Annotated in this window: 25 protein-coding genes; 14 read left to right on the forward strand and 11 right to left on the reverse strand. The window is 67.5% G+C overall.

Annotation, left to right across the window (positions count from 1 at the left end; translation table 11 throughout):
- The first annotated feature begins 107 nt into the window (after positions 1-107).
- The 8 genes from EXE63_RS15295 (at position 108) to fbaA (ending at position 7,444) form a co-directional block, all read left to right on the forward strand.
- Complete coding sequence (locus EXE63_RS15295; RefSeq protein ID WP_168142622.1) at positions 108-959, forward strand: HpcH/HpaI aldolase/citrate lyase family protein; 852 nt, start codon at positions 108-110, stop codon at positions 957-959.
- Between the two features lie 107 nt (positions 960-1,066).
- Positions 1,067-2,059 (forward strand): substrate-binding domain-containing protein, encoded by a 993-nt coding sequence (locus tag EXE63_RS15300; RefSeq protein WP_168142623.1) that lies wholly within the window; start codon positions 1,067-1,069, stop codon positions 2,057-2,059.
- 8 nt (positions 2,060-2,067) lie between these two features.
- The gene (locus EXE63_RS15305) at positions 2,068-3,075 is read left to right on the forward strand and encodes an ABC transporter permease (RefSeq protein ID WP_168142624.1); all 1,008 of its coding nucleotides are present in this window, start codon (positions 2,068-2,070) and stop codon (positions 3,073-3,075) included.
- The gene (locus EXE63_RS15310; RefSeq protein WP_168142625.1) at positions 3,072-3,866 is read left to right on the forward strand and encodes an ATP-binding cassette domain-containing protein; all 795 of its coding nucleotides are present in this window, start codon (positions 3,072-3,074) and stop codon (positions 3,864-3,866) included. The genes EXE63_RS15305 and EXE63_RS15310 overlap by 4 nt, the downstream gene beginning before the upstream one ends.
- Positions 3,844-4,758 carry a PfkB family carbohydrate kinase gene (locus EXE63_RS15315; RefSeq protein WP_168142626.1) on the forward strand — a complete coding sequence of 305 codons (915 nt, stop codon included), beginning with the start codon at positions 3,844-3,846 and terminating at the stop codon, positions 4,756-4,758. Before EXE63_RS15310 ends, EXE63_RS15315 begins: the two co-directional genes overlap by 23 nt.
- Complete coding sequence (locus EXE63_RS15320; protein WP_168145604.1) at positions 4,755-5,405, forward strand: nucleoside/nucleotide kinase family protein; 651 nt, start codon at positions 4,755-4,757, stop codon at positions 5,403-5,405. The genes EXE63_RS15315 and EXE63_RS15320 overlap by 4 nt, the downstream gene beginning before the upstream one ends.
- On the forward strand, positions 5,402-6,400 hold the full coding sequence (locus EXE63_RS15325; RefSeq protein ID WP_168142627.1) for a LacI family DNA-binding transcriptional regulator: 999 nt from the start codon (positions 5,402-5,404) through the stop codon (positions 6,398-6,400). Before EXE63_RS15320 ends, EXE63_RS15325 begins: the two co-directional genes overlap by 4 nt.
- A gap of 21 nt (positions 6,401-6,421) precedes the next feature.
- A complete protein-coding gene (gene fbaA / locus EXE63_RS15330; RefSeq protein WP_168142628.1) occupies positions 6,422-7,444 on the forward strand; it encodes a class II fructose-bisphosphate aldolase in 1,023 nt (340 codons plus the stop codon).
- Positions 7,445-7,457: 13 nt separating this feature from the next.
- Here the strand turns inward: fbaA and EXE63_RS15335 are convergent, their stop codons facing one another.
- The 4 genes from EXE63_RS15335 to EXE63_RS15350 all read right to left on the reverse strand — a co-directional run bounded on the left by EXE63_RS15335 (position 7,458) and on the right by EXE63_RS15350 (position 10,095).
- Positions 7,458-7,925 carry a hypothetical protein gene (locus tag EXE63_RS15335; protein ID WP_168142629.1) on the reverse strand — a complete coding sequence of 156 codons (468 nt, stop codon included), beginning with the start codon at positions 7,923-7,925 and terminating at the stop codon, positions 7,458-7,460.
- Between the two features lie 44 nt (positions 7,926-7,969).
- Complete coding sequence (locus EXE63_RS15340) at positions 7,970-8,299, reverse strand: hypothetical protein (protein WP_168140745.1); 330 nt, start codon at positions 8,297-8,299, stop codon at positions 7,970-7,972.
- Between the two features lie 155 nt (positions 8,300-8,454).
- Complete coding sequence (locus EXE63_RS15345; protein WP_168142630.1) at positions 8,455-9,375, reverse strand: DUF5996 family protein; 921 nt, start codon at positions 9,373-9,375, stop codon at positions 8,455-8,457.
- Positions 9,376-9,477: 102 nt separating this feature from the next.
- Entirely contained in the window at positions 9,478-10,095 is a 618-nt protein-coding gene (locus EXE63_RS15350; RefSeq protein WP_234904514.1) for a sigma-70 family RNA polymerase sigma factor, read from the reverse strand.
- A 251-nt stretch (positions 10,096-10,346) separates the two neighbouring features.
- Here EXE63_RS15350 and EXE63_RS15355 point away from each other — a divergent pair, with 251 nt between their 5' ends.
- Positions 10,347-10,892, forward strand: coding sequence for a TetR/AcrR family transcriptional regulator (locus EXE63_RS15355; protein WP_168142632.1), 546 nt, complete (start codon positions 10,347-10,349; stop codon positions 10,890-10,892).
- Between the two features lie 13 nt (positions 10,893-10,905).
- On the opposite strand, the gene EXE63_RS15360 is transcribed toward EXE63_RS15355, so the two are convergent.
- Complete coding sequence (locus EXE63_RS15360) at positions 10,906-13,044, reverse strand: DNA gyrase subunit A (RefSeq protein WP_168142633.1); 2,139 nt, start codon at positions 13,042-13,044, stop codon at positions 10,906-10,908.
- A 12-nt stretch (positions 13,045-13,056) separates the two neighbouring features.
- Positions 13,057-15,090, reverse strand: coding sequence for a toprim domain-containing protein (locus tag EXE63_RS15365; protein WP_168142634.1), 2,034 nt, complete (start codon positions 15,088-15,090; stop codon positions 13,057-13,059).
- 246 nt (positions 15,091-15,336) lie between these two features.
- Here EXE63_RS15365 and EXE63_RS15370 point away from each other — a divergent pair, with 246 nt between their 5' ends.
- Entirely contained in the window at positions 15,337-16,329 is a 993-nt protein-coding gene (locus EXE63_RS15370) for an amidohydrolase family protein (RefSeq protein WP_168142635.1), read from the forward strand.
- Between the two features lie 6 nt (positions 16,330-16,335).
- Here the strand turns inward: EXE63_RS15370 and EXE63_RS15375 are convergent, their stop codons facing one another.
- The 3 genes from EXE63_RS15375 to EXE63_RS15385 all read right to left on the reverse strand — a co-directional run bounded on the left by EXE63_RS15375 (position 16,336) and on the right by EXE63_RS15385 (position 18,517).
- A complete protein-coding gene (locus EXE63_RS15375; RefSeq protein ID WP_234904585.1) occupies positions 16,336-17,367 on the reverse strand; it encodes an MBL fold metallo-hydrolase in 1,032 nt (343 codons plus the stop codon).
- Positions 17,368-17,520: 153 nt separating this feature from the next.
- Positions 17,521-17,673: a hypothetical protein gene (locus EXE63_RS15380; protein WP_168142636.1), complete on the reverse strand. Its 153-nt coding sequence runs from the start codon at positions 17,671-17,673 to the stop codon at positions 17,521-17,523.
- Entirely contained in the window at positions 17,666-18,517 is an 852-nt protein-coding gene (locus tag EXE63_RS15385; RefSeq protein ID WP_168142637.1) for a formate/nitrite transporter family protein, read from the reverse strand. The genes EXE63_RS15380 and EXE63_RS15385 overlap by 8 nt, the downstream gene beginning before the upstream one ends.
- 194 nt (positions 18,518-18,711) lie before the next feature.
- On the opposite strand from EXE63_RS15385, the gene EXE63_RS15390 reads away from it, so the two are divergent.
- Positions 18,712-19,812: a glutamate--cysteine ligase 2 gene (locus EXE63_RS15390; RefSeq protein WP_168142638.1), complete on the forward strand. Its 1,101-nt coding sequence runs from the start codon at positions 18,712-18,714 to the stop codon at positions 19,810-19,812.
- Here the strand turns inward: EXE63_RS15390 and EXE63_RS15395 are convergent.
- On the reverse strand, positions 19,758-22,172 hold the full coding sequence (locus EXE63_RS15395) for a PEP/pyruvate-binding domain-containing protein (RefSeq protein WP_168142639.1): 2,415 nt from the start codon (positions 22,170-22,172) through the stop codon (positions 19,758-19,760). The genes EXE63_RS15390 and EXE63_RS15395 overlap by 55 nt on opposite strands.
- Positions 22,173-22,199: 27 nt before the next feature.
- Here EXE63_RS15395 and EXE63_RS15400 point away from each other — a divergent pair, with 27 nt between their 5' ends.
- From EXE63_RS15400 to EXE63_RS15410, 3 genes are all read left to right on the forward strand, one after another.
- Positions 22,200-22,784 (forward strand): TetR/AcrR family transcriptional regulator, encoded by a 585-nt coding sequence (locus tag EXE63_RS15400; RefSeq protein WP_168142640.1) that lies wholly within the window; start codon positions 22,200-22,202, stop codon positions 22,782-22,784.
- 15 nt (positions 22,785-22,799) lie between these two features.
- The gene (locus EXE63_RS15405) at positions 22,800-23,228 is read left to right on the forward strand and encodes a thiol-disulfide oxidoreductase DCC family protein (protein WP_168142641.1); all 429 of its coding nucleotides are present in this window, start codon (positions 22,800-22,802) and stop codon (positions 23,226-23,228) included.
- Positions 23,229-23,317: 89 nt separating this feature from the next.
- Positions 23,318-23,542, forward strand: coding sequence for a hypothetical protein (locus EXE63_RS15410; RefSeq protein WP_168142642.1), 225 nt, complete (start codon positions 23,318-23,320; stop codon positions 23,540-23,542).
- A gap of 69 nt (positions 23,543-23,611) precedes the next feature.
- On the opposite strand, the gene EXE63_RS15415 is transcribed toward EXE63_RS15410, so the two are convergent.
- A complete protein-coding gene (locus EXE63_RS15415; RefSeq protein ID WP_237683287.1) occupies positions 23,612-23,866 on the reverse strand; it encodes a hypothetical protein in 255 nt (84 codons plus the stop codon).
- Positions 23,867-23,902 lie beyond the last annotated feature (36 nt).

A 23,902-nucleotide genomic window follows, 5' to 3' on the forward strand; every position in this document is an offset into this window, starting at 1 on the left:
CTGAGGCCCAGTGGCCCACTGGGCCGTGAACATTATGTGCTTAATCTGGCCAGTGGGCTGATCGGCTCGGACGATGGAAAAGACATCGCCGAGCGAAAGGTGCACGCGTGACAGTTTCACCGCAGGCAACGCAGCGACGCCGGAAGCCGCACTGGTCACTGGCCCGCACGTGGCTGCTGCAGCCGGGAATCCCCGATGGCGGTGAGGCGTATGACGCAGCCATCGCCAGCAGCGCCGATGCCATCGTGCTGGACATCGAGGACGGACTGCCCGAAGCGCAGAAACCCGCCGGCCGGGTGTCGGTGGCCGAGTGGCTGAGCGCCGGGGCGCAGGCGTGGGTGCGGATCAACAGCGTGGCGACCTCGGCGTGGTCGGCCGACCTGGACGCCGTGGCGCATACCCCCGGGCTCGTCGGCGTGATGCTGGCCAAGACCGAATCCGGCGACGATATCGCCGCCACCGCCGCGCGGTTACCGCCCGGAACGCCGCTGGTGGCCCTGGTCGAATCGGCACTGGGCATCGAATCGGTCAGCGAGATCGCACGGGCGCCGGGCTGCGCGCGGATCGCGTTCGGGCTCGGTGATTTTCGCCGGGACACCGGGATGAGCCAGGATCCGACGGTGCTGGCGTATCCGCGCGCCCGGCTGGTCATCGCCAGCCGCGCCGCCGGTCTTGCGGCGCCGATCGACGGGCCGACCCTGCGCGATCAGTCGCGCCACCTTGCCCGGGAGACAGCGGTGGCCAACTCCGCGGGCATGACCGGACGGCTGTGTCTGGATCCCGAGCACGCCGAGACCATCAACAGCCTGCTCAGCCCCTCGGCAATCGACATTGACGAGGCCCGCAGGACGCTCGCGCGCCTCGACGCACCCACCGGGCCCTACGACGGCAGCGTCGGACCCACCCGCGCCCGCGCGCAGGCGGTGCTCGATCTCGCCGAGAAGCTCGGCCTGGACTGAACCGATTCAAATTCTGCGAAAGCGCATGCGCAAGCGCTTGCCTACGGTTTAGGCTCCCGAAGATCACGTGATGCGATCCGCGTCACATCGGGGACAAGGGAGTCCACATGTTCGGGAAGCGCAGCACGCACGCGGTCGGGATGGTTCTCATGGCCGGCTCGCTGGTTCTGGGTCTGACGGCCTGCGGCGGATCCGATTCGGACGCCATCAAGGTCGGACTGATCACCAAGACCGATTCGAATCCGTTCTTTGTGAAGTTGCGCGAGGCCGCCAAGGCGCAGGCCGACAAGGATGGTGCCGAGCTGATCGCGCTTGCAGGAGCTTTTGACGGCGACAACGAGGGCCAGGTCGCGGCCATCGAGAACATGGTCGGCCAGGGCGTCAAGGGCATCCTGATCACCCCGAACTCCTCCACCGGAGTGCTCGACGCGATCAAGAAGGCCCGCGACGCCGGTGTCGTGGTCATCGCGCTCGACACCGCCACCGACCCCGAGGACGCCGTCGACGCGACGTTCGCGACGGACAACTTGGCCGCCGGCGTCAGCCAGGGCAAATGGGTGAAAGCCGCCCTTGGCGATGCACCGCCGCAGATCGTGATGCTCGATGGCACCCCCGGCGGCACCGTCGACACCTTCCGGCACGACGGATTCCTGGAGGGCTTCGGCATCACCGAGGGTTCGCCGGAGATCGTCGGCCAGGAGAACACCAACGGAGACCAGACCAAGGCCCAGACCGCGATGGAGAACATCCTGCAGCGCGCGCCGGGCATCAACGCGCTCTACACCATCAACGAGCCTGCGGCCGCGGGCGCGTATCAGGCCATCCAGTCCGCCGGCCGCACCGACCAGATCACCATCGGGTCGATCGACGGCAGCTGCACCGGCGTGGCCGATGTGAAGTCCGGCAAGATCGGCGCCACGGTGATGCAGTTCCCGGCGAAGATGGCCGAACAAGGCGTGCAGGCCGTGGTGAAGTTCGCCACCGACGGCACCAAGCCGAGCGGATTCAACGACACCGGCTCGGAGCTCATCACCGACAAGCCCGTCGCCGGCCTCGAATCCAAGGACACCGCCTGGGCCGAACAGAACTGCTGGGGCTGAGCCCGGCCATGAGCACCGGCGCTCCCTCGACGGCTCCTTCTGCGGCAAAGCCCTCGGTATCGAGCCGGTTCAACGCGGGCAGCATCCTGCGTGAACCGCTGCTCGGCCCGATGGTGGCACTCCTGCTGGCGATCGTCATCTTCAGCGCGGTCTCGGATTCGTTCCTCAATCCGCAGAACGTCTCGCTGATCCTGCAGCAGTCGGTGGTCGTCGGCATCCTGGCCGTCGGCCAGACCCTGATCATCCTCACCTCCGGCATCGATCTGTCCATCGGCGCGGTCGCCGTCTTCGGCAGCATCGTGATGGCCCAGACTGCCGGCGCCAACGGGCCTTTCGTCGCACTGGGGGCCACGCTGCTGGTGTGCGTGGCGTTCGGTGCGATCAACGGCGGGCTGGTCACGATGCTGCGGCTGCCACCGTTCATCGTCACGCTGGGCACGTTCACCGCGATCCAGGCGGCGACCCGGCTGCTCGCCGGCTCCGAGACCTACCGCGTGGAGCAGGGCCCGCTCACCTTCCTGGGCACGTCCTTCCGCATCGGCTCGTTCTCGACCACCTACGGTGTGGTCGCGATGCTGCTGGTCTACCTCGTCATGTGGTACGCGTTGTCCCAAACATCCTGGGGTAAACATGTTTACGCGGTCGGCGGCAACCCGCAGGCGTCGATGTTGTCCGGCATCAAATCTGGGCGGGTGCTGCTGTCGGTGTACATCACCACGGGCGTGATCGCGGCCATCGCCGCGTGGGCCGCTCTCGGGCGCATTCCCAACGCCGACCCGAACGCCTATCAGAACGCCAATCTCGAGTCGATCACCGCGGTCGTCATCGGCGGGACCAGTTTGTTCGGTGGGCGCGGCGGCGTCGGCGGAACCCTGGTCGGCACGCTCATCGTCGGGGTGCTCCGCAACGGCCTGACCCAGGCCGGTGTCGACAATCTCTACCAGAACATCGCGACCGGAATTCTCGTGATCGTCGCGGTCGCCGTGGATCAGTTCGCGCGCAGGAGGTCACAGTGACGATCGCGACGAGCGGCACCCCGGTGCTGGAGGCCCGCGGCCTGGTCAAGAAGTACGGCAGCGTGACGGCGATCAACGGCGCGGACTTCGCGCTGCACGAGGGTGAGGTCCTCGCCGTCATCGGCGACAACGGTGCCGGAAAGTCGAGCCTGATCAAGGCGCTGGCCGGCGCGGTGGTACCGGACGCCGGGCAGATCCTGATGAACGGAACCCCCATGTCGTTCAGGAACACCCGGGACGCCAGAGCCGCCGGCATCGAAACGGTGTACCAGGATCTCGCGGTGATACCGGCCCTCGATATCGCATCGAATCTCTACCTCGGGCGTGAGATGCGGCGTAAGGGCATCGCGGGCAACATCTTCCGCCGGCTGGACATGCCGAGAATGCGGCAGGAGGCCGCGCAGCACCTCGCCGACCTGAAGATCGGCATCAAGTCGGTGAACCAGGCCGTGGAGACGCTGTCGGGTGGGCAGCGACAAGGTGTCGCGGTGGCGCGGGCCGCTGCCTTCGGCCGCGGCGTGATCATCATGGACGAGCCCACGGCCGCTCTCGGGGTGCGCGAGTCGGGACAGGTGATCGACCTGATCCGGTCGATCCGCGACCGCGGTATCCCGGTGGTGCTCATCAGCCACGACATGCCGCACGTGTTCGAGGTGGCCGACCGGATCCACATCCACCGCCTCGGCAAGCGTGCCGGTGTCGTCGATCCCAAGAAGCGCTCGATGTCCGAGGTGGTCGCGCTCATGACGGGTGCGGAGGAGCCGACCGATGAGGAACGCGCCGGTATCTGAGAAGGCCCCCGTCGGGGTCTTCGTGGGATTGGCAACGCTGGACGTGATTCACCGGATCGCGAAAGCTCCTGCGGTGAATGAGAAGATCACGTCGACGGCACAGTTCGTGGCGGCCGGCGGACCGGCGGCCAACGCGGCCGTCACCTTTGCGGCACTGGGCGGGGACGCAACCCTGGTGAGTGCTCTCGGTGACGATCCGGTCGCCGACCTGGTCCGGGCCGATCTCGCCGGACACGGGGTGCGCGTGGTCGACGCCGCGGCGGGTACCCACCGCGCGGTACCCGTCTCCGCGGTGTCGGTCGTCGAATCGACCGGCGACCGCTCGGTGGTCTCGCTGGACGCGGTGACCTCCGACGCATCGCCACCGGCGGAGCTGGGCGAGGTGATCAAGGATGCCGACGTGGTGCTCGTCGACGGACACCACCCGCTGATCGCCCGCGACGCTGCCCGGCACGCGGCAGCACGGGCGGTCACCCTCGTCGTCGACGCCGGTCGCTGGAAACCGGTGATGACCGACATCATCCCGCACGCGACGGACATGGTGTGCTCCAACGACTTCAGGGTTCCGGGCGCCGACGGTCCGGAATCCACCGCGGCGGCGTTGGTGCGCGGCGGTGTCCGCACCGTTGTCACCACGCACGGCGGCGAGCCCGTGCGGTGGTGGTCGGACGGCAGATCTGGATCCGTGCCGGTGCCACGGGTCAGGGTGGTCGACACATTGGGCGCCGGCGACGCCTTCCACGGTGCGTACTCGTATTACCTGGCTCAGAGCGCGAGCGGCATCACCGAACGCATCGATCGCTCCGCCCGAGTGGCGGCATTACGGTGTTCGATAGTCGGCCCGCGGGCATGGCTGGACCAACTCCCCACGGATCGGAAGCGAGAATGGTGACCTTCGAGCAGGACGTGCAGGACGCCACCCTGGACCAACTGGTCGAGTCGGCCAGAGGCCTCGTCGTGCCCGGCGAACGCCGCATCCTCGGACTCACCGGGGCCCCGGGTGCCGGGAAGTCCACCGTCGCCGAGCAACTCGGCACCGCACTGGGCCCCGAGGTCGCCGTTCTGGTGCCCATGGATGGGTTCCATCTGGCCAACGAGGTCCTGATCGACCTGGGTCGGCTGAATCGCAAGGGCGCGCACGACACCTTCGACGACGGTGGGTACGCGCGGCTGATCGCGAGCCTGCGGGCCCAGCGCGGGGACGACCCCGTCATCTACGCCCCGCGGTTCCGGCGTGAGATCGAAGAGTCGATCGGCTCCGCCATTCCCGTCCCAGCTGCGGTGCCGCTCGTGGTCACCGAGGGCAACTACCTGCTGCTGGAATCCGACGCGTGGCCGGCGGCGCGGTCCCATATCGACCAGGTGTGGTTCCTCGCCCCCGACACCGACATTCGGCATGCCCGGCTCGTGCGCCGGCACGAGGCGTACGGAAAGTCCGCGGAAGAAGCGAAGTTCTGGGCCCTCGGATCCGACGAGCGCAACGCCCAGTTGATCGAGTCGACCGCCGGCCGCGCGGACCGCATCGTGCGACTCCGATGAAGACCATGGGCGATGTCGCCCGTCTCGCCGGCGTCTCGCCGTCTACGGTCTCGCATGTGCTCAACGGCACCCGCAAGGTCAACACCGCCACCCGCCTGCGCGTCGAGGCGGCCATCGAGGAAATCGGATACCGCCGCAACGGTGTCGCCCGATCGCTCGCGGCGGGCCGCACGCACACGGTCGGACTCTCCATCTCCGCGCTGACCAATCCGTACTTCGGAAGCCTGGTGCACGCCGTGGAGCGGGCCCTGTCGGATGCCGGGTACGTCCTGATCGTCGGCGACTCCCATGACGATGTGACCTCGGAGCAGCGCGTGACCGGTTCGCTGCTGGACCGCCAGGTCGACGGGATGATCGTGGCGCCCGCGGCCGGATCGGAGCGGATCACCCTGCCCGAGATCACGCGCACCGGAACCCCGCTCGTCCTGATCGACCGCGGTGTCGACGCCGGGTGCGATCAGGTCGGCCCGGAGAACTTCTCCTCGGCGCGGTCGCTGACCGCGCATCTGCTCGACCTCGGGCACCGCCGCATCGCCGTCGTCCGCGGCCTTGCCGGGATCTCCTCCACCATCGAGCGATTCGATGGCTACTGCGCGGCGCTGGCCGATCGTGGTATCGCCGTGGACCCCGCGCTGGTCCTCGACGGTGATTCCAACACCGACGTGGCCGAACGTGAGGTGCACGCCCTGATGTCGCGCGCCGACCGGCCCACCGCGCTGGTGTCCCTGAACAATGCCATGACCATTGGAACGCTCAAAGCCCTTCGCAGACTTGGTTTATCGATACCGGGTGAGGTGGCATTCTCGTGTTACGACGACTTCGAATGGTCGGATCTCTTCGCGCCCAGGCTCACTGCCGCGGCACAGGACGTCGAGACGATCGGTGTCACCGCGGTCGAGTTGCTGCTGCGCCGCATCCACGGAAGCGATGACGCGCCGCAGCAGATTCGCGTGCCCACGACCTTCCACCACCGCAATTCGTGCGGATGCACATAACCCCCGATAGGACTGTCGATCATGCCGATTGCAACCCCTGATCACTATGTGGCGATGTTGGATCGCGCCAAGCAGCGCGGGTTCGCGTATCCGGCCATCAACGTGACCAGTTCACAGACCCTCAACGCCGCCCTGCAGGGGTTCGCCGAGGCCGACAGCGACGGCATCATCCAGGTGTCGCTGGGCACCGCGCTCTACCTGTCCGGCAACGCGGTGCAGAACCGCTTCGCAGGGTCGAAGGCGTTGGCGCTCTATGCGCACGAGGTCGCACAGCACTATCCGGTGACAGTCGCTCTGCACACCGATCACTGCCCCGCCGAGAATCTCGACGACTGGGTGCGGCCGCTGATCGCCGACGCGACAGAACGGCGCAGTCGTGGGCTGGATCCGCTGTACCAATCGCACATGTGGGACGGATCCGCGGTGCCGCTGGACGAGAACCTCCGCATCGCCGAAGGCCTATTGGAGGCGTCAGTGAAAGCGAACACGTTGCTGGAGATCGAGGTCGGTGTGATCGGCGGCGAGGAGGACGGCGTGTCCCACGAGATCAACGACAAGCTGTACTCCACCGTCGATGACGCGCGCGCCACCGTGCAGGCGCTGGGCACCGGAGAGCGCGGTCGCTACCTCACCGCGCTGACCTTCGGCAACGTGCACGGCGTCTACCACCCGGAATCGGTGCACCTGCGCCCGGAGATCCTCGCGGAGATCCAGACCGTCATCGGTGGGGAAACCGGCAGGGCCAAGCCCTTCGACCTCGTCTTCCACGGTGGGTCGGGGTCGATCGCCGAGGACATCGCGTCGGCAGTCGCAAGCGGCGTCGTCAAGATGAACGTCGACACCGACACGCAATACGCGTTCACCCGGTCCATCGCCGGCCACATGATCTCCCACTACGACCAGGTACTCAAGGTCGACGGTGGCTACGGCAACAAGAAGGCCTACGACCCGAGATCCTGGGGTAAGCCGGCCGAGAATGCCATGGCGGCAAGGGTTGTCGAAGCCGCACAAATGCTGGGATCGGCGGGACGGGCGATGCGCTAGGCGGGACCCTGGGCTATCCGACCTTCGTCAGGGTGAAGCCGCCCCAATAGGTCGCCCCGGCCGGATCGCCGCAGCCCGCGGCGGACTGAACGTGGACGGCGGTACCGCTCATCGACCCCGCATCGAGCGAAAAGGTGACGGTTCCAGGGACCGTCACACCATCGTTGGGCGGCTTGCACCGGACGGCCTGCGCGGACGGAACGGTCAACACCCACCGTCCGTCGGCCAGCCGCGCCTGCCCGCCGTGGGGGTTGACTCTCGGGTCGGTGACGGGGGTGACGGCCACGTCGGCGCATCCGGGTCCGCACGGCGTGATCACCCAGGTGGTGAGTCGTCCGGTGTCGGACCGATAGCTGTAGGTGCCGCTCAGTTCGCCCGATATGGCGCCGGGCGGTCCACCGGCCCACGCGATGCCTGTCGATCCGACCGCCACGCCCGCCGCGATGATGAACACCGCGGACCGCCCGCCGGTGATGGTCATGGTGTTCCTCTCGTTGACGGTGATAGGTGGCGCCGCGGACGGCGTCAGATCGTCCCGGGCATCCCACCGATGCCGGCAATGCCGGGCATCCCGCCGTCCATTGCGGGCGAGGGCATGGAAATCGTCGGAGGCGGTGGCAACGCGTACGGGCCGCCTCCGCACACCGGATCGGCGGGCTGGCTGATGCAGGAGTCGTCGTCCGGCCCGGTGGGAGGTCCGGGAGGTTCGAGCGGCACGGGCGCGCCGAAGGTGCCGGCGGTGGCGGGCACCGCGAATGCCTGCGCGGGGGCGCCGGTGACCGCGAGAAAGATGAGCACACCGCCCGCAACGCTCTTCGGCACGGTGCCGCGCAATCCGCTGGTGGTCCATCTCATCGCGCGCTCCTCCGTCGGGCCCCATGCCAATCCGTCGGCCAAATATATTGACGCCGAGCGATATTCGTTCCGACTCGACCATCGATGGGACGGACTGATCGCAGGCTAGCCGATGAAACGTGCACCGACGGCGATTTGGATGAAGCGCCGCAACCTCAGTGCCAACGCTGGGGATCGACCTCGAGCGCCTCGCGGTCCCATCCCGCGAGATCCGCCGCCGCAACGTAGGTGAACTCGAGGAAGTCCATCACCAGTTGCTCCGGATCGTTGGCCGTGCGCACCGCCTCATACGGCAACAGGTACTGCCGGAGCTTGCCGTCGTAGAAGGCCCCTTCTGGGCAACCCGGGAACTCGGCGTAGCCGTCGGGCTCCGGGTATGCGTAGGCGTAGAACGCACCCTCGTCGCCACCCCCGGGCCAGAAACCGCAACTGGTCAGTTCGTGGGAGTAGCCCTCGACCATGACCCAGTCGCCACAGTTCGGTGCTCCGCCGGGGTGCGGCGGGGCGGGACGTCCGGAGAACCGGCTGCATGCCAGGTCGAACGAGCCCCAGAAGAAGTGCACCGGACTGACCTTCCCGATGAATCGGGACCGGAACCGGCCGATCACCCGGTCGGCCTGGATCAGCTGCTGCCAGAACTTGCCGACCGCGTCCGGGTCGTACGCGGCCTGGAAATTCTGGGTGAACGGGACGGCCGGATCCACCTCGTTGGGGCCCGCGGAGATCTGCACCTCGATCCCCAGCCGGGCGAGCAGGCTCAGCACCTCGTCGTGAAACTGCGCGACCGATCGGTCGCGCAGCGAGATCGATCCGGAACCGCCGTCGCTCACCCGGACCTTCAGCGCATGGTCGACGAAGTCGAACTCCACGTCGAACAGCCTCGTGTCCACCGGAATCGCCGAGGTCGTCAGTCCACGCGGTGACACGTATAACGGCACCTGCCACCAATGGTTGAGCAACGGTGCATGCGCCAGTCGCACCTTCCCGATGATCTGGGTCCACATATGCAGCGTCTGGCGCGTGGGCTCCCAATCGTCGACACGCAGTGCCGGCCACCCCGCCGTTGGTTCGCTCATGACTTTCTCCCTTGTCTCAGATTCCGGCCTTGGCTTCGGCGCCGACGGATACACGTGGGACCAGTCGGCGCCGGCGGCCGGTGGTGTTCGAGAACGACGCCCTCATGATGCTCTGAGCCGCGGAGCGTGGCGGTAGCCGTGGTCGGTGGCAACGTCGGCGAGCAGGCGGCGCAACTGGGCGCGGCCGCGGTGCAACCGCGACATGACGGTGCCCACCGGTGTCCCGGTGACGGCGGCGATGTCCTTGTACGGGAGGCCCACGACATCCGCATAGAACACCGCGATCCGAAAGTTCTCGGGCAACGCGGTCAGGGCGTCCCTGACCGCGCGGTCGGGCAGGGACTCCAGTGCCATCGCCTCGGCGGACCGCATCCGGTAGCGGCTGTCGGCCGCGAGTTGCCCGTCGGTGAACTCGGCTGCTGTCACCTCGGTGGGGCGGCTCGACCTTCGACGATGGTTGCTGATGTGGGTGTTGGTGAGCACCCGAAAAAGCCATGCGCGCAGATTCGTCCCCTGCCGGAACGAATGAAAACTCCGGAATGCCTTGAGCATCACCTCTTGGGTGAGGTCCTCGGCGTCGGCGCGATGCCGCGTCATTCGCAAGGCGCTGCAGAAGATCAGGTCCCGCATGGGCAGCGCGTCACGTTCGAAACGCGCGGCCAGCTCGGCGCCGGCCGCGGACCGGTCACGCCGGCCCGAAGGTGCCGGAAGGTGGTCCACGATGTCTCCCGTTCGGGGTGTCGGCGACCTGTAAGTACATTTGTACCGTAAGTACATTTGTACCGCAACTGCGCCTGCGATCCCACACCGGTGTGTGAGCGGTCCGCGGCGGCGAAGCCTGAGTAAGCTGAAAGGTCTGCAAGTACACCTGTACCGCCGGTACCCCGGTACCGAAAGTAGGAGAGTGGGCGATCGCTACCCGCAAGACGGCGGAACAGATCTGCGCTGACATCGTCGACGCGGCCATCGAAGTGGCCGGTCGCAAGGGTATCGACGCACTGACGCACCGGGCTGTCGCACAGGCGGCCGGGGTCTCGCTGTCCTCGACCACCTACCACTACGCGTCCCGCGAGGACATCATCGCCGCGGCCTTCCGGCACACCGTGGCGACGGAGTTGGCCGAGATGAGGGCGAACACGGCCCGGTTGGCGGCCATGGCTCAGAGCGAGCCGGCGAAGGTGCGCGCCGCGGTGGACGAGTGGCTGCGCGAGATCATGGTGTCCGAACCGCGTGGCCGGGTCTACATGCGTGCCCAGTACGAACTGCAACTGTATGCCGTGGCCAAGCCGTCCATGCGCGACGAGGTCGGTGCCTGGCAGGACGAGACCAACGAGCTCTTCGCCCACCTGTTTGGCGTGCTCGGCGCACCAGAGCCCACGCTGGCGGGACAGATCGTGGTGGCCGCCGTCGACGGCCTTCGCCTGGCGTTCCTGACCAGCACGCAATCCTTGGAGGAGGCGGACGAAGCCTGCAGTGCCGCGCTGGTCTGGCTCACCGGAATCATCCTCGGCGGTTGACGGCGAGCATCCGCTACTCCGCCGGGGTCACATCCGTCCCGGAGCCCTTGACCGAAGCCTTGGCGCGCTTCTCCGCCCGCACCGCCCGCTTGCCGCGCACGAACCCGGTCGCCGAGATGGCCGCCGATACCAGCGCGGTCTCACCGTTGACGAGCGGGTGGAAACCGACGCCGGCCCCGCCCCGACCCTTCACCGGAATATCGGCGACTTCGGTGACCTTCCAAGCCTTTTCGGAGATCGACAGGATCGCTTCACCGTTGCCGCACGATACCGGCAGCGCCGCGATCACCGCGTCGTCTTCGGCGGCGAGCTTCACCCCCGCCACGCCGTTGCCCGCTGCGCCCTGCGGATTCACCGCAGCCGGGTCGATCCGCAGCACCTTCCCGCGGCGCGTCACCAGCGCCAGGTGGTAGCCGTCGGCCAGCACACCCGATGCCAGCAGCCCGGTGATATCCGGTGCCACCGGGATATCGCGGATCTTGTAGGGCAGGCCGTTGCCGTTGGTGAACTTGATCCGCCCGTCGGTCCACACCGCCCAGCCCAGCCCTGAGCTGAGCAGTTCGCCGTGGCTGTCGGAGAACACGCCGCGGTCATCGAGACGCCAGGCGGTGTTGACCTTCTTCTCGCGGGGCCCGTCCTCGTCGGACCCGGCGGTGACCGGTGCCGCGTCGGGGTCCAGCACGGTGCGCCGGTCGAACTCGGGCGCCTTGAACAGTTTGGCGGTCTCCACCAGCTCCTTGTCGATCACCTTACGGCGGGCATCGGGGTTGGTCACCAGCTCGGTCAGCTCGATGAACTCGGCGTCCAGCTTGTCCGCTTCGGCCTGCAGCTCGATGACGTCCAGCTTGGTGAGCCGCCGAAGCTGCAGCGCCAGAACGTAATTTGCCTGCTCTTCGTCGATCGAGAAGCGATCCTGTAGGCCGAGGCGGGCATCGTCGACGGTATCGGAGTTACGGATCACCGCGACCGCGGCGTCGATGTCCAGGTGAATGATCATCAGACCGCTGACCAGGTGCCGCCGCGCGGTGACCTTCTCCAGTCGGTATTCGCTGCGGCGCAACACCACCGAGTCGCGCAGGTGCAGGAACGCGCCGATCAGTTCCCGCACCGTCCACCAGCGCGGCACCCGGTCCTCGTCGAGCGCGACCAGGCTGGCCGCGAACGTCGATTCCAGCGGCGTCAGCGCGAGCAACTGGTCTCGGATCGTCTCGGCGCTGTGTCCGCGCTTGGCGGTGACCACGATGCGTAGTCCGTTCCGACGGTCGGTCAGGTCCGACATGTCGGCCACCCCCGACATCTCCCCGGATTCGACCAGCGCCCGGATACGTTCCTGCACAGTGTTGCTCGCGACCCCAGGCGGCAGCTCGGTGACGATGACGTTCTTGCCGTCCACCGACACCGTGCCGCGTACCGTGAGCTGCCCGCGTCCGGTGGTGATGTACTCCCGCAGCCCCGCGGTGCCCACCACGGTGGCCCCACATCCCCAGTCGGGGCCCGGAATGAGCTTCATCAAGGTGTCGTCAGTCGTGTTCGGCCGCGCCAGCAGCGCCCGGCAGGCGGCCATGATCTCGCGCGGATTGTGCGCGGGCACCTTGGTGGCCCAGCCCTCGGCGATGCCGACGGCGCCGTTGCACAGCAGCACCGGCCACTGGGCCGGCAGCATGGTCGGTTCGATCCACTCACCGTCGAACGTCGAGACCATCGGTACGGCGTGGTCATCGAGTTCGGCGGTCAGCGCGGCCCCGGGCGCCGACAACCGCATCTCGGTGTACCGGTCGGCGGCGGGAATGTCGCCCTGGATGCGGGGGAAAGCGCCCTGTCCGTCAATCACTTTCACGCGCTGGAACTCCGCGGCCATCAGCGCCGCTGCCCCGTACATGGACGCGCCGCCGTGCGGGTGCAGGTTTCCGGTGACCGCCGAGCACACCTTCGAGGACTTCTGCGGCTTGTTTCCGGGCAGCAGCCTCGAGTCGTGCATCTGGTAGAGCAGGCGTCGCTGGCCGGGTTTGAGCCCGTCGAACGCCGACGGGATGGCGCGGTCGCTGACGCTGTAGAGCGCGAACGTCAGCTGGTAGTGGTTCCAGTAGTCATCGGCGCTCTGGTCGAGCACCAGATCGGGATTCTGCTCCGGAAGGTCCAGGGTGGCGGTCACAGTACTTTCTTCCTAGCTCAAGTCCAGCGCGGCGGTGTCGACACGGGCGGCGACATCGGCCATCCAGGTACGCCGGCCCTCCGGTGGTCCGCCGAACAGGGTGTGGTGCAGCTTGGCGTCACCGTCGTCGAGGTGCACCCGAATCACGGTGCGCCGCTGCGGATCCAGCACGGTGTTCCAGAAATCATCGGCGTCCATCTCGCCGAGGCCCTTGTTCCGTTGCACTTCCACTTTGCGTTTGGAGGTGGCCTTCAGTTGGGCCACCGCGGTATCACGCTCGGACTCGTCCTGGCAGTAGATGCGTTCATTGCCGTCTTTGACCACGAACAGCGGCGGCAGCGTCACATAGACCATCCCGGCTTCCACCAGTGGCCGGTAGAAGTCCAGAAACATCGAGATGAGGCTGGAGTTGATGTTGCCGCCGTCGGGGTCGGCGTCGGAGGCGAACAGGATGCGGTCGTAGCGGCACTGCTCGGGGTCGCAGTGCTCACGCACCCCGCAGCCCAGGATGCGTTCGATCGAATCGAATTCGTCCTTGACCCGCGCCTTGTTGACGGTGAACCCATAGACGTTGGGCGGCTTGCCTTTCAGTGGGAAGGCGGCCTGGAATGTGGCGTCGCGGGCCGCCTTGATGGTGCCCAGCGCCGAGTCGCCCTCGCACAGAAACAATTCGGCGCCCGACCCGCGTCCGGTTTCCCGGCTGGGCAGCAGCTTCGGCGGCAATGACAGGTTGGTGCCCAGCCCCTTGGCCTTCGAGGCCGCCCGGGACCGGGCCTTGGCGCCCTCGGCGCTGCGTCGTGCCCGCGCCGATTCCAGGGCCAGCTTCGTCCACAACGACACGGCGTCGCCGTTGGCCGGATTGGCCGCCCAGATGGTGACGCTGCGCGCCACATCCGGGGCCATGGCCAGGTTGAGCGATCGTGAGGACACCGCGGTCTTGGCCTGCGAGTCCCAGGCCACGTCGGGGGCGCGGGTGTCGACGGCCAGTGCGGTCACGGCCACGAAATCCTGTGGCTCCGGGCCGTCCTCACCTTTGGCCAGGCCGAGATCACGAATCCGGGAGGCGCGGTCGGCCAGCGCTTCGGACAGTCCCTTCATCGCGGCCGTCAGGTGGGACCCGCCGCCCGGGGTGCGCACGGTGTTGCAGAACGCGGCGATGGTGGCGGGTTCTGCCGGTCCGGCGGTCAAGGACCAGCGGAACGGCGTGGGACCGCGGCCGGTGGTGTATTCGCCCCGGCCCTCCACGACGGCGCGGACGCCGGGCAGGGGAGTGCCCGCCGCGGTGCACATCAGGTCCAGGAGGGTGTCGCTGCCCCACGGGCCGCTGAACGGTTCGAGCAATGCCGGCGGCACCTCTTGGCCGGGCCAGCCTTCGTCGACCACCATCAGGTGCACACCGGGGGACATCCGCGCGGCGGCGTGCGCACGCAGCAGCACCTCACCGACGTCCACGGTCGAGTCGGGCACCACGATCGGGTCGAACAGGATGCGCACCGTGGTGCCGTGCGCGTCCGGCTTGCGGTTACCGGTGCCGCGCAGCTTCTGGTTGTCGGCGCGGGTGAACGGCGCGTCCGGGTCGAACTCGTTGCCTTCGAACGAACCGGGGTAGCCCGCGCCGAAGCTCTGCAGGTAGGTCTTGCCGGCGCGGCGCACGGTCACGTCGGTACGCGCCGAGATGAACACCGCTGCTGCGGCGCCGATCCCGTTGAGGCCGGCACCGGTGCTGGCGGCATCGGAATGCTCGGAGAACTTTCCACCGGCGCGCGCCGTGCCCAGGGTCTTGACGATGCCGTTCTTGCCGGTGGTCGGGTCGGAGTCCACCGGCAGGCCGCGGCCGTCGTCGTCGACGCTCACAGACCCGTCGGCGTGCAGGGTGATCGTGACGGTCGAGCCGCCGTGACTCGGGACTGCGACCTCTTCGATCGCGTTGTCGATGATCTCGCGCAGGGCGGTGTTGAGCACATCGAGGCCCAGGTTCACCGCCGGCCGCAGGCGCGTGTGCTGGACATCGTCGAGCTCGGTGATGTCTGCGGCGTTGTAACTCACTGCTCGTTGTCTCCGTCTGGGCCGGGTGGCGGTAGGACCGAAACGTGCAGGTCCTGTTGTTATCAGTGTGCCCCGTGTTCTGGGTTCTACTCGGCAAGCACGGGTGTGCCGGGGAAATGGTAATCGGCCCGTGCGACATCGCCGCGCATCCCTGCCGGCGCCCACTGCGTGCTCGGCCTCGCTATGGCGTTCCGATGTGACGCCTATCTACGATCGTGGAGACATCCACCGGACCCCGGAGTAGCCATGCCGTTGATCGCCCTCGAGGAGCACTACGCGTGGGATCCGGCCAGCAGTGGCAACGTCGTGGCCGGTTGGCTGAAGACGCACAACCAACTGGGCTATGACCGGTTGTATGACAGGGGCCCGCTTCGTCTCGAGCAGATGGACGCCGGCGGTATCGACTTCCAGATCCTGTCGCTGTTCGATCCGGGGGTTCAGGACGAGACCGACGTCGGGCGCGCCGTCGACCTCGCCCGGCGCGCCAACGACGACCTGGCTGATACCGTCCGCGCGACGCCGAACCGATTCGGCGGATTCGCCACGCTGGCCACCCAGGACCCGGCGTCCGCGGCGGTCGAACTGGGGCGTGCGGTCACCGACCTGGGGCTCGTCGGCGCGTTGATCAACGGGCACTCCCAGGGACGCTACCTCGACGACCCGGCGTATGAACCCCTCTTCGCCCGCGCGGAGGCGCTGAGGGCCCCGATCTACCTGCACCCGACGACGCCGCATCCGGCCGTCATGGACGCCTGGTTCGCCCCGTATGTCGACGACGGGATGCACCTCGCATCGTGGGGTTTCGCCGCTGAAGCGGGCACGCACGTGCTACGCCTCATCTACTCCGGTTTGTTCGACAAGTTCCCTGGTCTGCAGCTGATCATCGGCCATCTCGGTGAGATGCTGCCGTTCGCCGCCTACCGGATCGACCGCTACTACGGACTCGGCGGGGAGGGACGTTCGAGCAGAGGTTTGCAGCACCTGCCCTCGGAATATCTGCGTCGCAACGTGCACGTCACGACGAGCGGCAACTTCTGCGCCCCGGCATTCGCGTGCACGCTGGAGGTGATGGGCGCCGACCGCGTCATGTATTCGGTGGACTACCCGATGGACGACAATCAGACCGGCGCGGAGTTCATGGCGTCGTATCCGATGGATGACGACACCTACCGGAAGGTCAGCTCCGAGAACGCTGTTCGGCTCTTCGGTGACAGGATCCCCGCGCACATCGGGGCGTAGCGCAGGTCAGATCGCGAACACCTGTCCATCGCGCGCGACGGTAAGCCTACCGGAGAAGCTCTTGCCGATGGCGTTCTGCCACTGCGAATCCGGCAGGTCGGTCGGCTCGTAGTGGCTCAGGATGACGTGTCCGGCGCGGGCCGCCGCAGCTACCTCACCGACCTGCGCGGCCGAGGTGTGCGACCGCACCAGATAGCCTGGCGGGAACCGGTTGCCGTAGTAGGCGTCATCGAGGCTGAACTGCGCCTCGTGCACCAAGATGTCGGTGTCGTTGGCGAGGCGGATGAGGTTGTCGGACTTGGTGGTGTCCCCGGAAAAGGTCACCGAGACACCAGACTCCTTCAGGTCGAAGCGGAAGGCGAACGCCGGGTAGACGTCGTAGTGGGACACCAACGTCGCCGTGACAGTCACATTGTCGTCCGACATCACCGGGAACGGCTCCGTCGCTGGGGAGCGGTTCTCGAAATCCGACCCGGGTGGCACGGGGATCTCGACGACGTCGAAGAGGCCGGCGATGTCATCGGTACCCATATCGCGGATGAAGATGTTGTTGGTGTACGCGAACGCCTGCTGTAGTGCCCGCGTGGTGGCGGCCAACCCTGGTGTGGGATCGGCGGCGTCGATCGTTGCGGGATTCGGGTCGCCCACCCGACTCGGCGGAAGCCCGCCGGCCGGCCCCGGTCCGTAGACCGTGACCGGAACCCTTCCCTTGGCAGCGGTGTAGCCGCCGGACATCAGAAAGGTTCCATAATCGGTGAGGTGGTCGGTGTGCAGGTGGGTGATGAACATGCTCTTCAGGTCCTCGAACGTGAACCCCGTATTGGTGAAGGCGTTCAACGAGCCCAGTCCGCAATCGATCTGGTAGACGTCGCGCCCGACCTTGAGAGCGGTCGAGATGCCGGTTCTGTTCGGCACCGGGGGAGGCCCGGCCTGTACCCCGAGCGTCACCAGTGCGTTCTCGGGCAACGGGGCGGGTCCAGGATCGGCTGAACTGCGGGCCGCGGCGTGCAGGGCCACGCCGCCGGCTACCGCCGTCATCGACGCGGCCAGGATGGCCCGGCGCGACAACGCGGGTCCCGGGGAGTCTTCGTTACCGCAGCCGCACCCCACCCGCGTCACGTTAGCTGAGGCGGGTCCGGCAGTGCTGTAACCGGCCAAAACGGCACGGCCGGATGGAGGCGGTTCGAGCAGTCAGGTTTCGTCGGCGATCTGGTGGCGGTCCTGATGCCGTCCGGGTGCGTCGGGGTCATCGTTGCGATGCTCCTGCTGCTCCTGCTGTTCGGCCTGCTCCTCGGTGACCTCGGTGGCGTCTTTGGGCACGCCGCGTGCAGTGTTGTCATTCATCGTCGGAGGATGCCCCGCTCGGCGGATTTCCACGCCTGGCCTCCGTGCGTTCCTCCTCGATGCGGTCCTTGCTGCGCAGCAGCCGCAGCAGCGTGACGAGGCCGAGGCCGCCGGCGACATTGCCGACAAGGACGTAGCCGAACCAGCCGAGCCAGTCGAGATATCCGAACGGGACCCCCCCGGTGCTCAGCGCGCCGAAGATCAGCAGCGAATCCAGGATGGAGTGGAACATCTGCAGGCCGGCGAGCAGAAAGGCGCCGGCCACGGCGGCCGCGATCTTGCCGAACACCGAATCGGTGCCGTGCTGCATGCGGGTCATCAGCGTGATCGCCATCCCGCCGAGCAGGGACAACGCCACCGTTTCCACCGATATCGGGGCTGTGACGAAGTGCGAGGCCGACTCGACGGTCTGCTCGTGCAGCTTGGGGAACGCCCGCATGATCAGCCACATCAGCACCCACCCGCCGGCGAGATTGGCGACCAGGGTGCCGCTCCAGAGTTTGAGCAGCTGTCGGCCACTGGCCCTTTTCGCGGCCACGGTGGTGATCGGGATGAGGAATCCCTCGGTGAACAACTCGCTGCGGCCGAGCAACAGTGCCAGGAAGCCGATCGAGAACGCGAGCCCGGCAAGTAGGTGATCACCGGTGGCGTGCAGCACCGAGAGGTACGCGAGCACCCCCATCGCCACTTCGGTACCACCGAAGAACCCGGTCACCAGCACCTCGCGCCAGCTGCGGTGCAGGCGCTGAGTGCCTTCGTCGACCATCCGGTTGAAGGCATCCTCCAACTCGTCCTCGATCGGACTGCCGGAACTGCCCAGATCGCGCTGGCTCGTCCTGCTCATGGACATCCTCACGATCGGGTGATGGGGTGACGCGACGGAGTACCCCACCCAGCCTTGCGCCAATCAAGGCGGAAAGCGTTGGCAAACAGAAATTCTCACATCAGCTCGCCCGTTTGGTGCCGCCGAAAAACGGGCAATCCAGCTAGCGCGCAGGGACCCCTGGGCCGACACAGGGTCAATCGTTCGGGGAGATCATGTCCAACCATCCCACCTTCGGTGTGGAAGAAGAGTTTCTGCTCATCGATCCGGACTCGGGTGAGCCGGTCCCGCTCAATACGCGGGTCGCCGAGATCGCGAAGGCCGATGGTGTGGAGCTGCAGCTGGAGCTGACCAGCTGTCAGGTGGAGACCGCCACCGAGGTCGCCGACACCGTCGCCGGCCTGCGGTCCCAACTCCAACGATTGCGGCGGGTCGCCGGCACTGCAGCCGACGCCGCCGGGGCCCGGCTGTTGGCCGTCGGATTACCGCCGACGCTCCCGCGCCAGTTCCCGATCACGGACACGCCGCGCTACGGCCGTATCGCGAAGCAGTTCGGGATGATTGCGCACGAACAGGGCATCAGTGGCTGCCATGTGCACGTCGCGGTACCGAACCGAGCCGCGGCGATCCGGGTCAGCAACCGGATTAGGCAGTGGTTGCCGTTGCTGTTGGCGCTGACCGCCAACTCGGCGATCTACCGCAACGCCGACAGCGGCCATGCCAGCTGGCGTCACGTGCTGTGGTCGCGGTGGCCGAGCGCCGGTCCGCCGCCGTACTTCGATTCGCTCGACGATTACGACGGCGCGGTCCAGATGATGCAGGACATCGGCGCGATGCTCGACGACGGCATGGTCTATTGGGACGTTCGCCCGTCGGCGAACTTCCCGACGGTGGAGGTGCGCGTCTCCGATGTTCCGGCCACGATTGCCGAGTCGGTGCTGCTGGCGGCACTGACCCGCGGCGCGGTGATGACAGCACTGGAGGAGGACGAACGCGGTGTCGGCGTCTCGCCCATCGCCTCGCACGCGGTGGATGCGGCGTACTGGAAATCCGCGCACGACGGACTGGACGGGCAGGCGGTGGACCTGCTGGGCGGTTACGGTGCCGCACCTGCCTACGAACTGCTCCGGGCCTTCGTCGACATGATCGCACCGGCATTACGCAGGGTCGGCGACCTGGAGTTCGTCACCGACGAGTTGAGTCGCATTCATGAACAGGGCAACGGCGCCATGCGTCAGCGCGCCGCCTGGGAACGCCGCGGTCAGGTGTCCGATGTGATCGAGTCGTCCGCGGCGGCCACGGTCGAGGGCTGCTGATCCAGCACGGTGACCAACCCGCGATCGCCGTCGACCCGCACCCGGTCCCCGGTGCGCAGCACCCGGGTGGCCACCAGAGTATTGACGACACAAGGTAACCCGTACTCGCGGGCCACCACCGCGCCGTGTGACACCGAGCTTCCGATGTCGGTGACCAGGGCGGAGATGACGGCGAAATACGGAGTCCACCCGACATCGGTGACCGGCGCGACCAGGATCTCGCCCGGCTGCAGCTCTCGCGCTTCCACCACCGAACGCGCCACGCGGACAATACCTTCCACCGATCCGCGGCCGGCGGGCCTGCCCACGATCTGTCCGTCGGAGGCGGCCGCCGCCGTGCGCACCACCGGGCTCGGCCGGCCCACCGACACGTCATCGAACTCCAGCGCGGCCTGGACGGCCAGCGCCTCGCGGCGGCCCACCGCGCGGGCCACCAGTTCGGACGGATCGGCACCGTTCACCAGATCGGGTAGCTCCAGGCGATCGAAGAAGAACACCAGATCGGCGTCCGGTAGCCGGCCGGCGTCGCGCAGCACCTCGCCGAGATGCCGGTAGCCGCGCTTGAGAAGGTGTGCCACCAACGCCATTCGTGACTTGGTCTCTTCCCGGCCGCGCGCTCCGCCCTGGGCGAGGCGAGCCAGCGTGCGCAGCAGCCGTGACCGCGGCGGGGCGGCAGCGGCCGCGGCGGATTCGTCCTGTGCCGGCGCGCGCAGCATCACCTGCATCATCGCGCCCAGTCCCGCGGGATCGTCGGCCCAGGATGGATCGCGCATGCACAGCTCGCGGTAGCCGCGGTGGCCATGAGCCTCGAGGAACTGCCGCAGCGCGACGCCGATGGGGCCGCCCGCAGCGCGCAATTTGGCGACAGCATCGGCCGGCGACGACGCCAGGAAATCCTCGGTGGCTGCCCGGTCACGGCGTAGCGTCCGCACCACCGCGTTCAGTTCCTCGACCATCTGCGCGCTCTCGACGCCGGCGCCGGTCATCATCCGGATCGCCTCGGCGCTGCCCTCGGTTTCACTGTCGCCCCGCTTGACGGCCTGCCGAATGAGATGGCTCTCCAACACATTCGCTGCGACCGCGGACCGTGACGAGGACCGGACGTGGGTGAGGGTGACGTCGCGGTAGATTTCGACCCCGGTCTCCAGCTGCGCCAGCACGACGCGTGGATCGCGGCTGGTGAACACCGGGAAACCCGCGATCGTGGCCGGCATGCGTTTGATGGCCGGGCCCGCGCTCAACGCGAACGCACTCAGCCGGATGGTGTTGACCAGCCTGCGCGCGAACGGTTTCGGCGGACCGGCTTCCAGTTCGTCGACCACGCGACCGCAGATCGACAGGGAGAACTGCTCGCGGGAGTTGCCGAGGATTCCTGAGCTCAGCGCCGTGCCCTCGGTCATGTTGAGGAACATGTGGCCGTAGAAGTAGCCGACCTGCGGCCAGCGGTCTTCGTACTGCTGCTGTACCCCGCCCGCGACCTGGACCATCTGCATGGCGTAGTCGATGGCATGCCCGCTGACCGACGCGGTGAGCGGGCAGAAGGCACCGGGCATCATCTCGCCGATATTGCAGCGGGTGTAGACGTGCGCGGGACCGGTGACGGGCGTGTCCATCTCGTTCAGGTCGCCCGGCAGGGTGGTGATGGGCCGGGCCTGCAGCCACCACAGCTCACCGGATTGATCGATGGCCCACTCGAGATCCAGCGGACGGCCCCAGCGCCCGGCCGCCAGGAGCGCTCCTTCGCGAATCCGGGTGATCTCGCCGGCGGACAGCGCGGGCCGGTCACCGACGTCGGCGGTCACCGGCACTCCGGCGTGGGTCAACACGTGGTGGTCCGAGGAGGTGGAACCGTCGACCAGGGCCTCGCCCAGCCCGCGGACCGCGTCGATCACCACCAGGTCGCGCCGCCCCGAGGTCGGGTCGGCGGTGAACACCACGCCCGCTGCGCGGGCATCCACCATCTGCTGGACCACCAGATGCATGTGGGCACGCGAACCGGTGTAGGACGATGCGCGCTCGGAGGACACCGATCCCACGCACCGGGCGATCGCCGCGGCGAGACTCTCGACGGAGTCGACGCCCAGCACGGTGTCGTACTGACCGGCAAAGGACTGCTCGGCTCCGTCTTCGCCGGCGGCCGAGGAACGTACCGCCACCGGCGTCGAGCCCGCCGCCTGCATACGTGAGAATCGTTCTATGACTGCGTCGTTCAGCCCCGAGCTCGACGCGTGCGAGATCACGAACCCGGTCGGCACGGATACGCCGAGCCGGATCAGCTCAGCCAGACCCAGGGCTTTGCCGCCGAAGCTTTCGTCTACCACGTCGCCGAGGTCGAGGACGGTCGATATTGCGTCAGACACCGCAGTAACGTTACATGTGTCACGTATATGACGGCAGAAAACGGACGGCCACGGGACGCGCGCATCGATGCGGCGGTCCTCGACGCTGCTGCGGCGCTGCTACTCAAGGTCGGCTATGCCGAGCTCACCGTCGCCGCCATCGCCGACCGCGCAGGCACGTCGCGGCCCGCGGTGTATCGGCGCTGGCCCAGCAAGGCGCACCTGGTGCACGAGGCCGTCTTCCGAGACGCGGACACCTCAACCGTTCCCGCAACGGGGCGCCTGGACGAGGATCTGCGCGCCATCGTGGCGCGCACCGCGGCTCTGCTCACCTCGCCACTGGCGCGGGTCGCCGTTCCCGGCCTGATCGGCGAGGCCGCATCGGACCCGTCGCTGAACCAGCGCCTACTCGACCGGTTCTCCGGGCGAGGCTGGAGCGGATTGGACGCCTACCTGGCCGAGGCCACCGCACAAGGCCACCTCAAATCCGGGTTCGACGCCGGCGTCCTGCTCGAGATGGTCATCGGCTCGGCGCTGGCGGCCATCCTGGTCCGCGGGCCGGACGGCCTGACCGAGGCCTGGGTGGACAGTACGACGGCGATCCTCCTCGACGGTGTGCGGATGGGTCAATGAGGGAATACTCGTGGCATGGACGCAACCCCGCCGGTATTGCTCTACGACGGTGTGTGCGGAGTCTGCAACGGCGCCGTGCGCACCATCCTGCGATTCGACCGCCACGGCACCCTCCGCTTCGCGGCACTGGACAGCGATTTCGCGCGTGACATCATCGCTCGCCACCCGCGGTTGGTGGGGCTGGATTCGGTGGTATTCGTGCGTGACGCCGGAGGCCCAGCGGAGACGGTGAGCACCGAGTCCGCCGCACTGCTGCAGGTGGCCGATTACCTCGGCGGTTTCTGGAAGCTTGCGACGGCGGCACGGGTGGTACCGGCATTCATCCGGGACCGGCTGTACGCCGCATTCGCGGCCGTCCGGTACCGGGTCGGGGGCAAGTACGACACCTGCCCCATCCCCCCGCCCGAGGTGCGGGGCCGTTTCCTCGATGCCACCTACGGCTGAAGGAATCAAACTCCCAGTGCGCCCGTTACACCGAATGTCGCCGGGCGATTGCCCCCGACAGAGGCTCACAGACGTAAGAGGCGAGAGCTATGAAGAACTTCGCACTGGCAGGACTGGTCGCAGGAGCGTTCTCGGCAGCGGTGATCGGCTTCGCCGGACCGGCACACGCCGGCGTGGACCTGCAGGGCATCACCGCACTGAGCAACGGCTCCGGTGTCTACGACATCTACGACAATGACAGCAACTACCCCTGGATCAACCAGCTCGTGCCGCGGGTGTACGTGCCGCACGTGGATACCTCCGTGCGCAACTGATCGACCGAATGACTTGAGGGCGCCCACATTGTGGGCGCCCTCAGTCGTTGGCTGAAGTCTGCCGGTCGGCTACAGGATGCCGATGCCGCCGTAGCCGCCGTAGCCCCAGGGCCACATGCCGAACTGGGACTCACCGAGCTGGCCCGGCGAGCTGGTGATCTGGGCGTTGCCCGGGCTCACGCAGACGTTGCTGGTGCCGGAGACGATGTTTCCGGTGTTGGTGCAATTGGTGGGTTCAGCCGACGCCAGCGGTGCGGCGACGATGGCGCCGGCGGCGCCTGCCGCAGCGAGCAGTGCTGCGGCGGTCCAACGTGACTTGATCACAGGGGTCCCTTTCATTGGATGGGTGAAGCGAAGAGG

Origin of the sequence: Mycolicibacterium frederiksbergense (genome assembly GCF_012223425.1) — a bacterium.
Taxonomy (GTDB): Bacteria; Actinomycetota; Actinomycetes; order Mycobacteriales; family Mycobacteriaceae; genus Mycobacterium; species Mycobacterium frederiksbergense.

Excerpts from the sequence above, each read along its gene's own strand:
- EXE63_RS15380 (WP_168142636.1), bottom strand. The coding sequence starts at position 17,673 with ATGAATGACAACACTGCACGCGGCGTGCCCAAAGACGCCACCGAGGTC.
- EXE63_RS15370 (WP_168142635.1), top strand. The coding sequence starts at position 15,337 with ATGCCGTTGATCGCCCTCGAGGAGCACTACGCGTGGGATCCGGCCAGC.
- EXE63_RS15305 (WP_168142624.1), top strand. The coding sequence starts at position 2,068 with ATGAGCACCGGCGCTCCCTCGACGGCTCCTTCTGCGGCAAAGCCCTCG.
- EXE63_RS15405 (WP_168142641.1), top strand. The coding sequence starts at position 22,800 with ATGGACGCAACCCCGCCGGTATTGCTCTACGACGGTGTGTGCGGAGTC.
- EXE63_RS15400 (WP_168142640.1), top strand. The coding sequence starts at position 22,200 with ATGACGGCAGAAAACGGACGGCCACGGGACGCGCGCATCGATGCGGCG.
- EXE63_RS15410 (WP_168142642.1), top strand. The coding sequence starts at position 23,318 with ATGAAGAACTTCGCACTGGCAGGACTGGTCGCAGGAGCGTTCTCGGCA.
- EXE63_RS15385 (WP_168142637.1), bottom strand. The coding sequence starts at position 18,517 with ATGAGCAGGACGAGCCAGCGCGATCTGGGCAGTTCCGGCAGTCCGATC.
- EXE63_RS15300 (WP_168142623.1), top strand. The coding sequence starts at position 1,067 with ATGTTCGGGAAGCGCAGCACGCACGCGGTCGGGATGGTTCTCATGGCC.
- EXE63_RS15390 (WP_168142638.1), top strand. The coding sequence starts at position 18,712 with ATGTCCAACCATCCCACCTTCGGTGTGGAAGAAGAGTTTCTGCTCATC.
- EXE63_RS15375 (WP_234904585.1), bottom strand. The coding sequence starts at position 17,367 with ATGACGGCGGTAGCCGGCGGCGTGGCCCTGCACGCCGCGGCCCGCAGT.
- EXE63_RS15325 (WP_168142627.1), top strand. The coding sequence starts at position 5,402 with ATGAAGACCATGGGCGATGTCGCCCGTCTCGCCGGCGTCTCGCCGTCT.
- fbaA (WP_168142628.1), top strand. The coding sequence starts at position 6,422 with ATGCCGATTGCAACCCCTGATCACTATGTGGCGATGTTGGATCGCGCC.
- EXE63_RS15315 (WP_168142626.1), top strand. The coding sequence starts at position 3,844 with ATGAGGAACGCGCCGGTATCTGAGAAGGCCCCCGTCGGGGTCTTCGTG.
- EXE63_RS15340 (WP_168140745.1), bottom strand. The coding sequence starts at position 8,299 with ATGAGATGGACCACCAGCGGATTGCGCGGCACCGTGCCGAAGAGCGTT.
- EXE63_RS15345 (WP_168142630.1), bottom strand. The coding sequence starts at position 9,375 with ATGAGCGAACCAACGGCGGGGTGGCCGGCACTGCGTGTCGACGATTGG.
- EXE63_RS15335 (WP_168142629.1), bottom strand. The coding sequence starts at position 7,925 with ATGACCATCACCGGCGGGCGGTCCGCGGTGTTCATCATCGCGGCGGGC.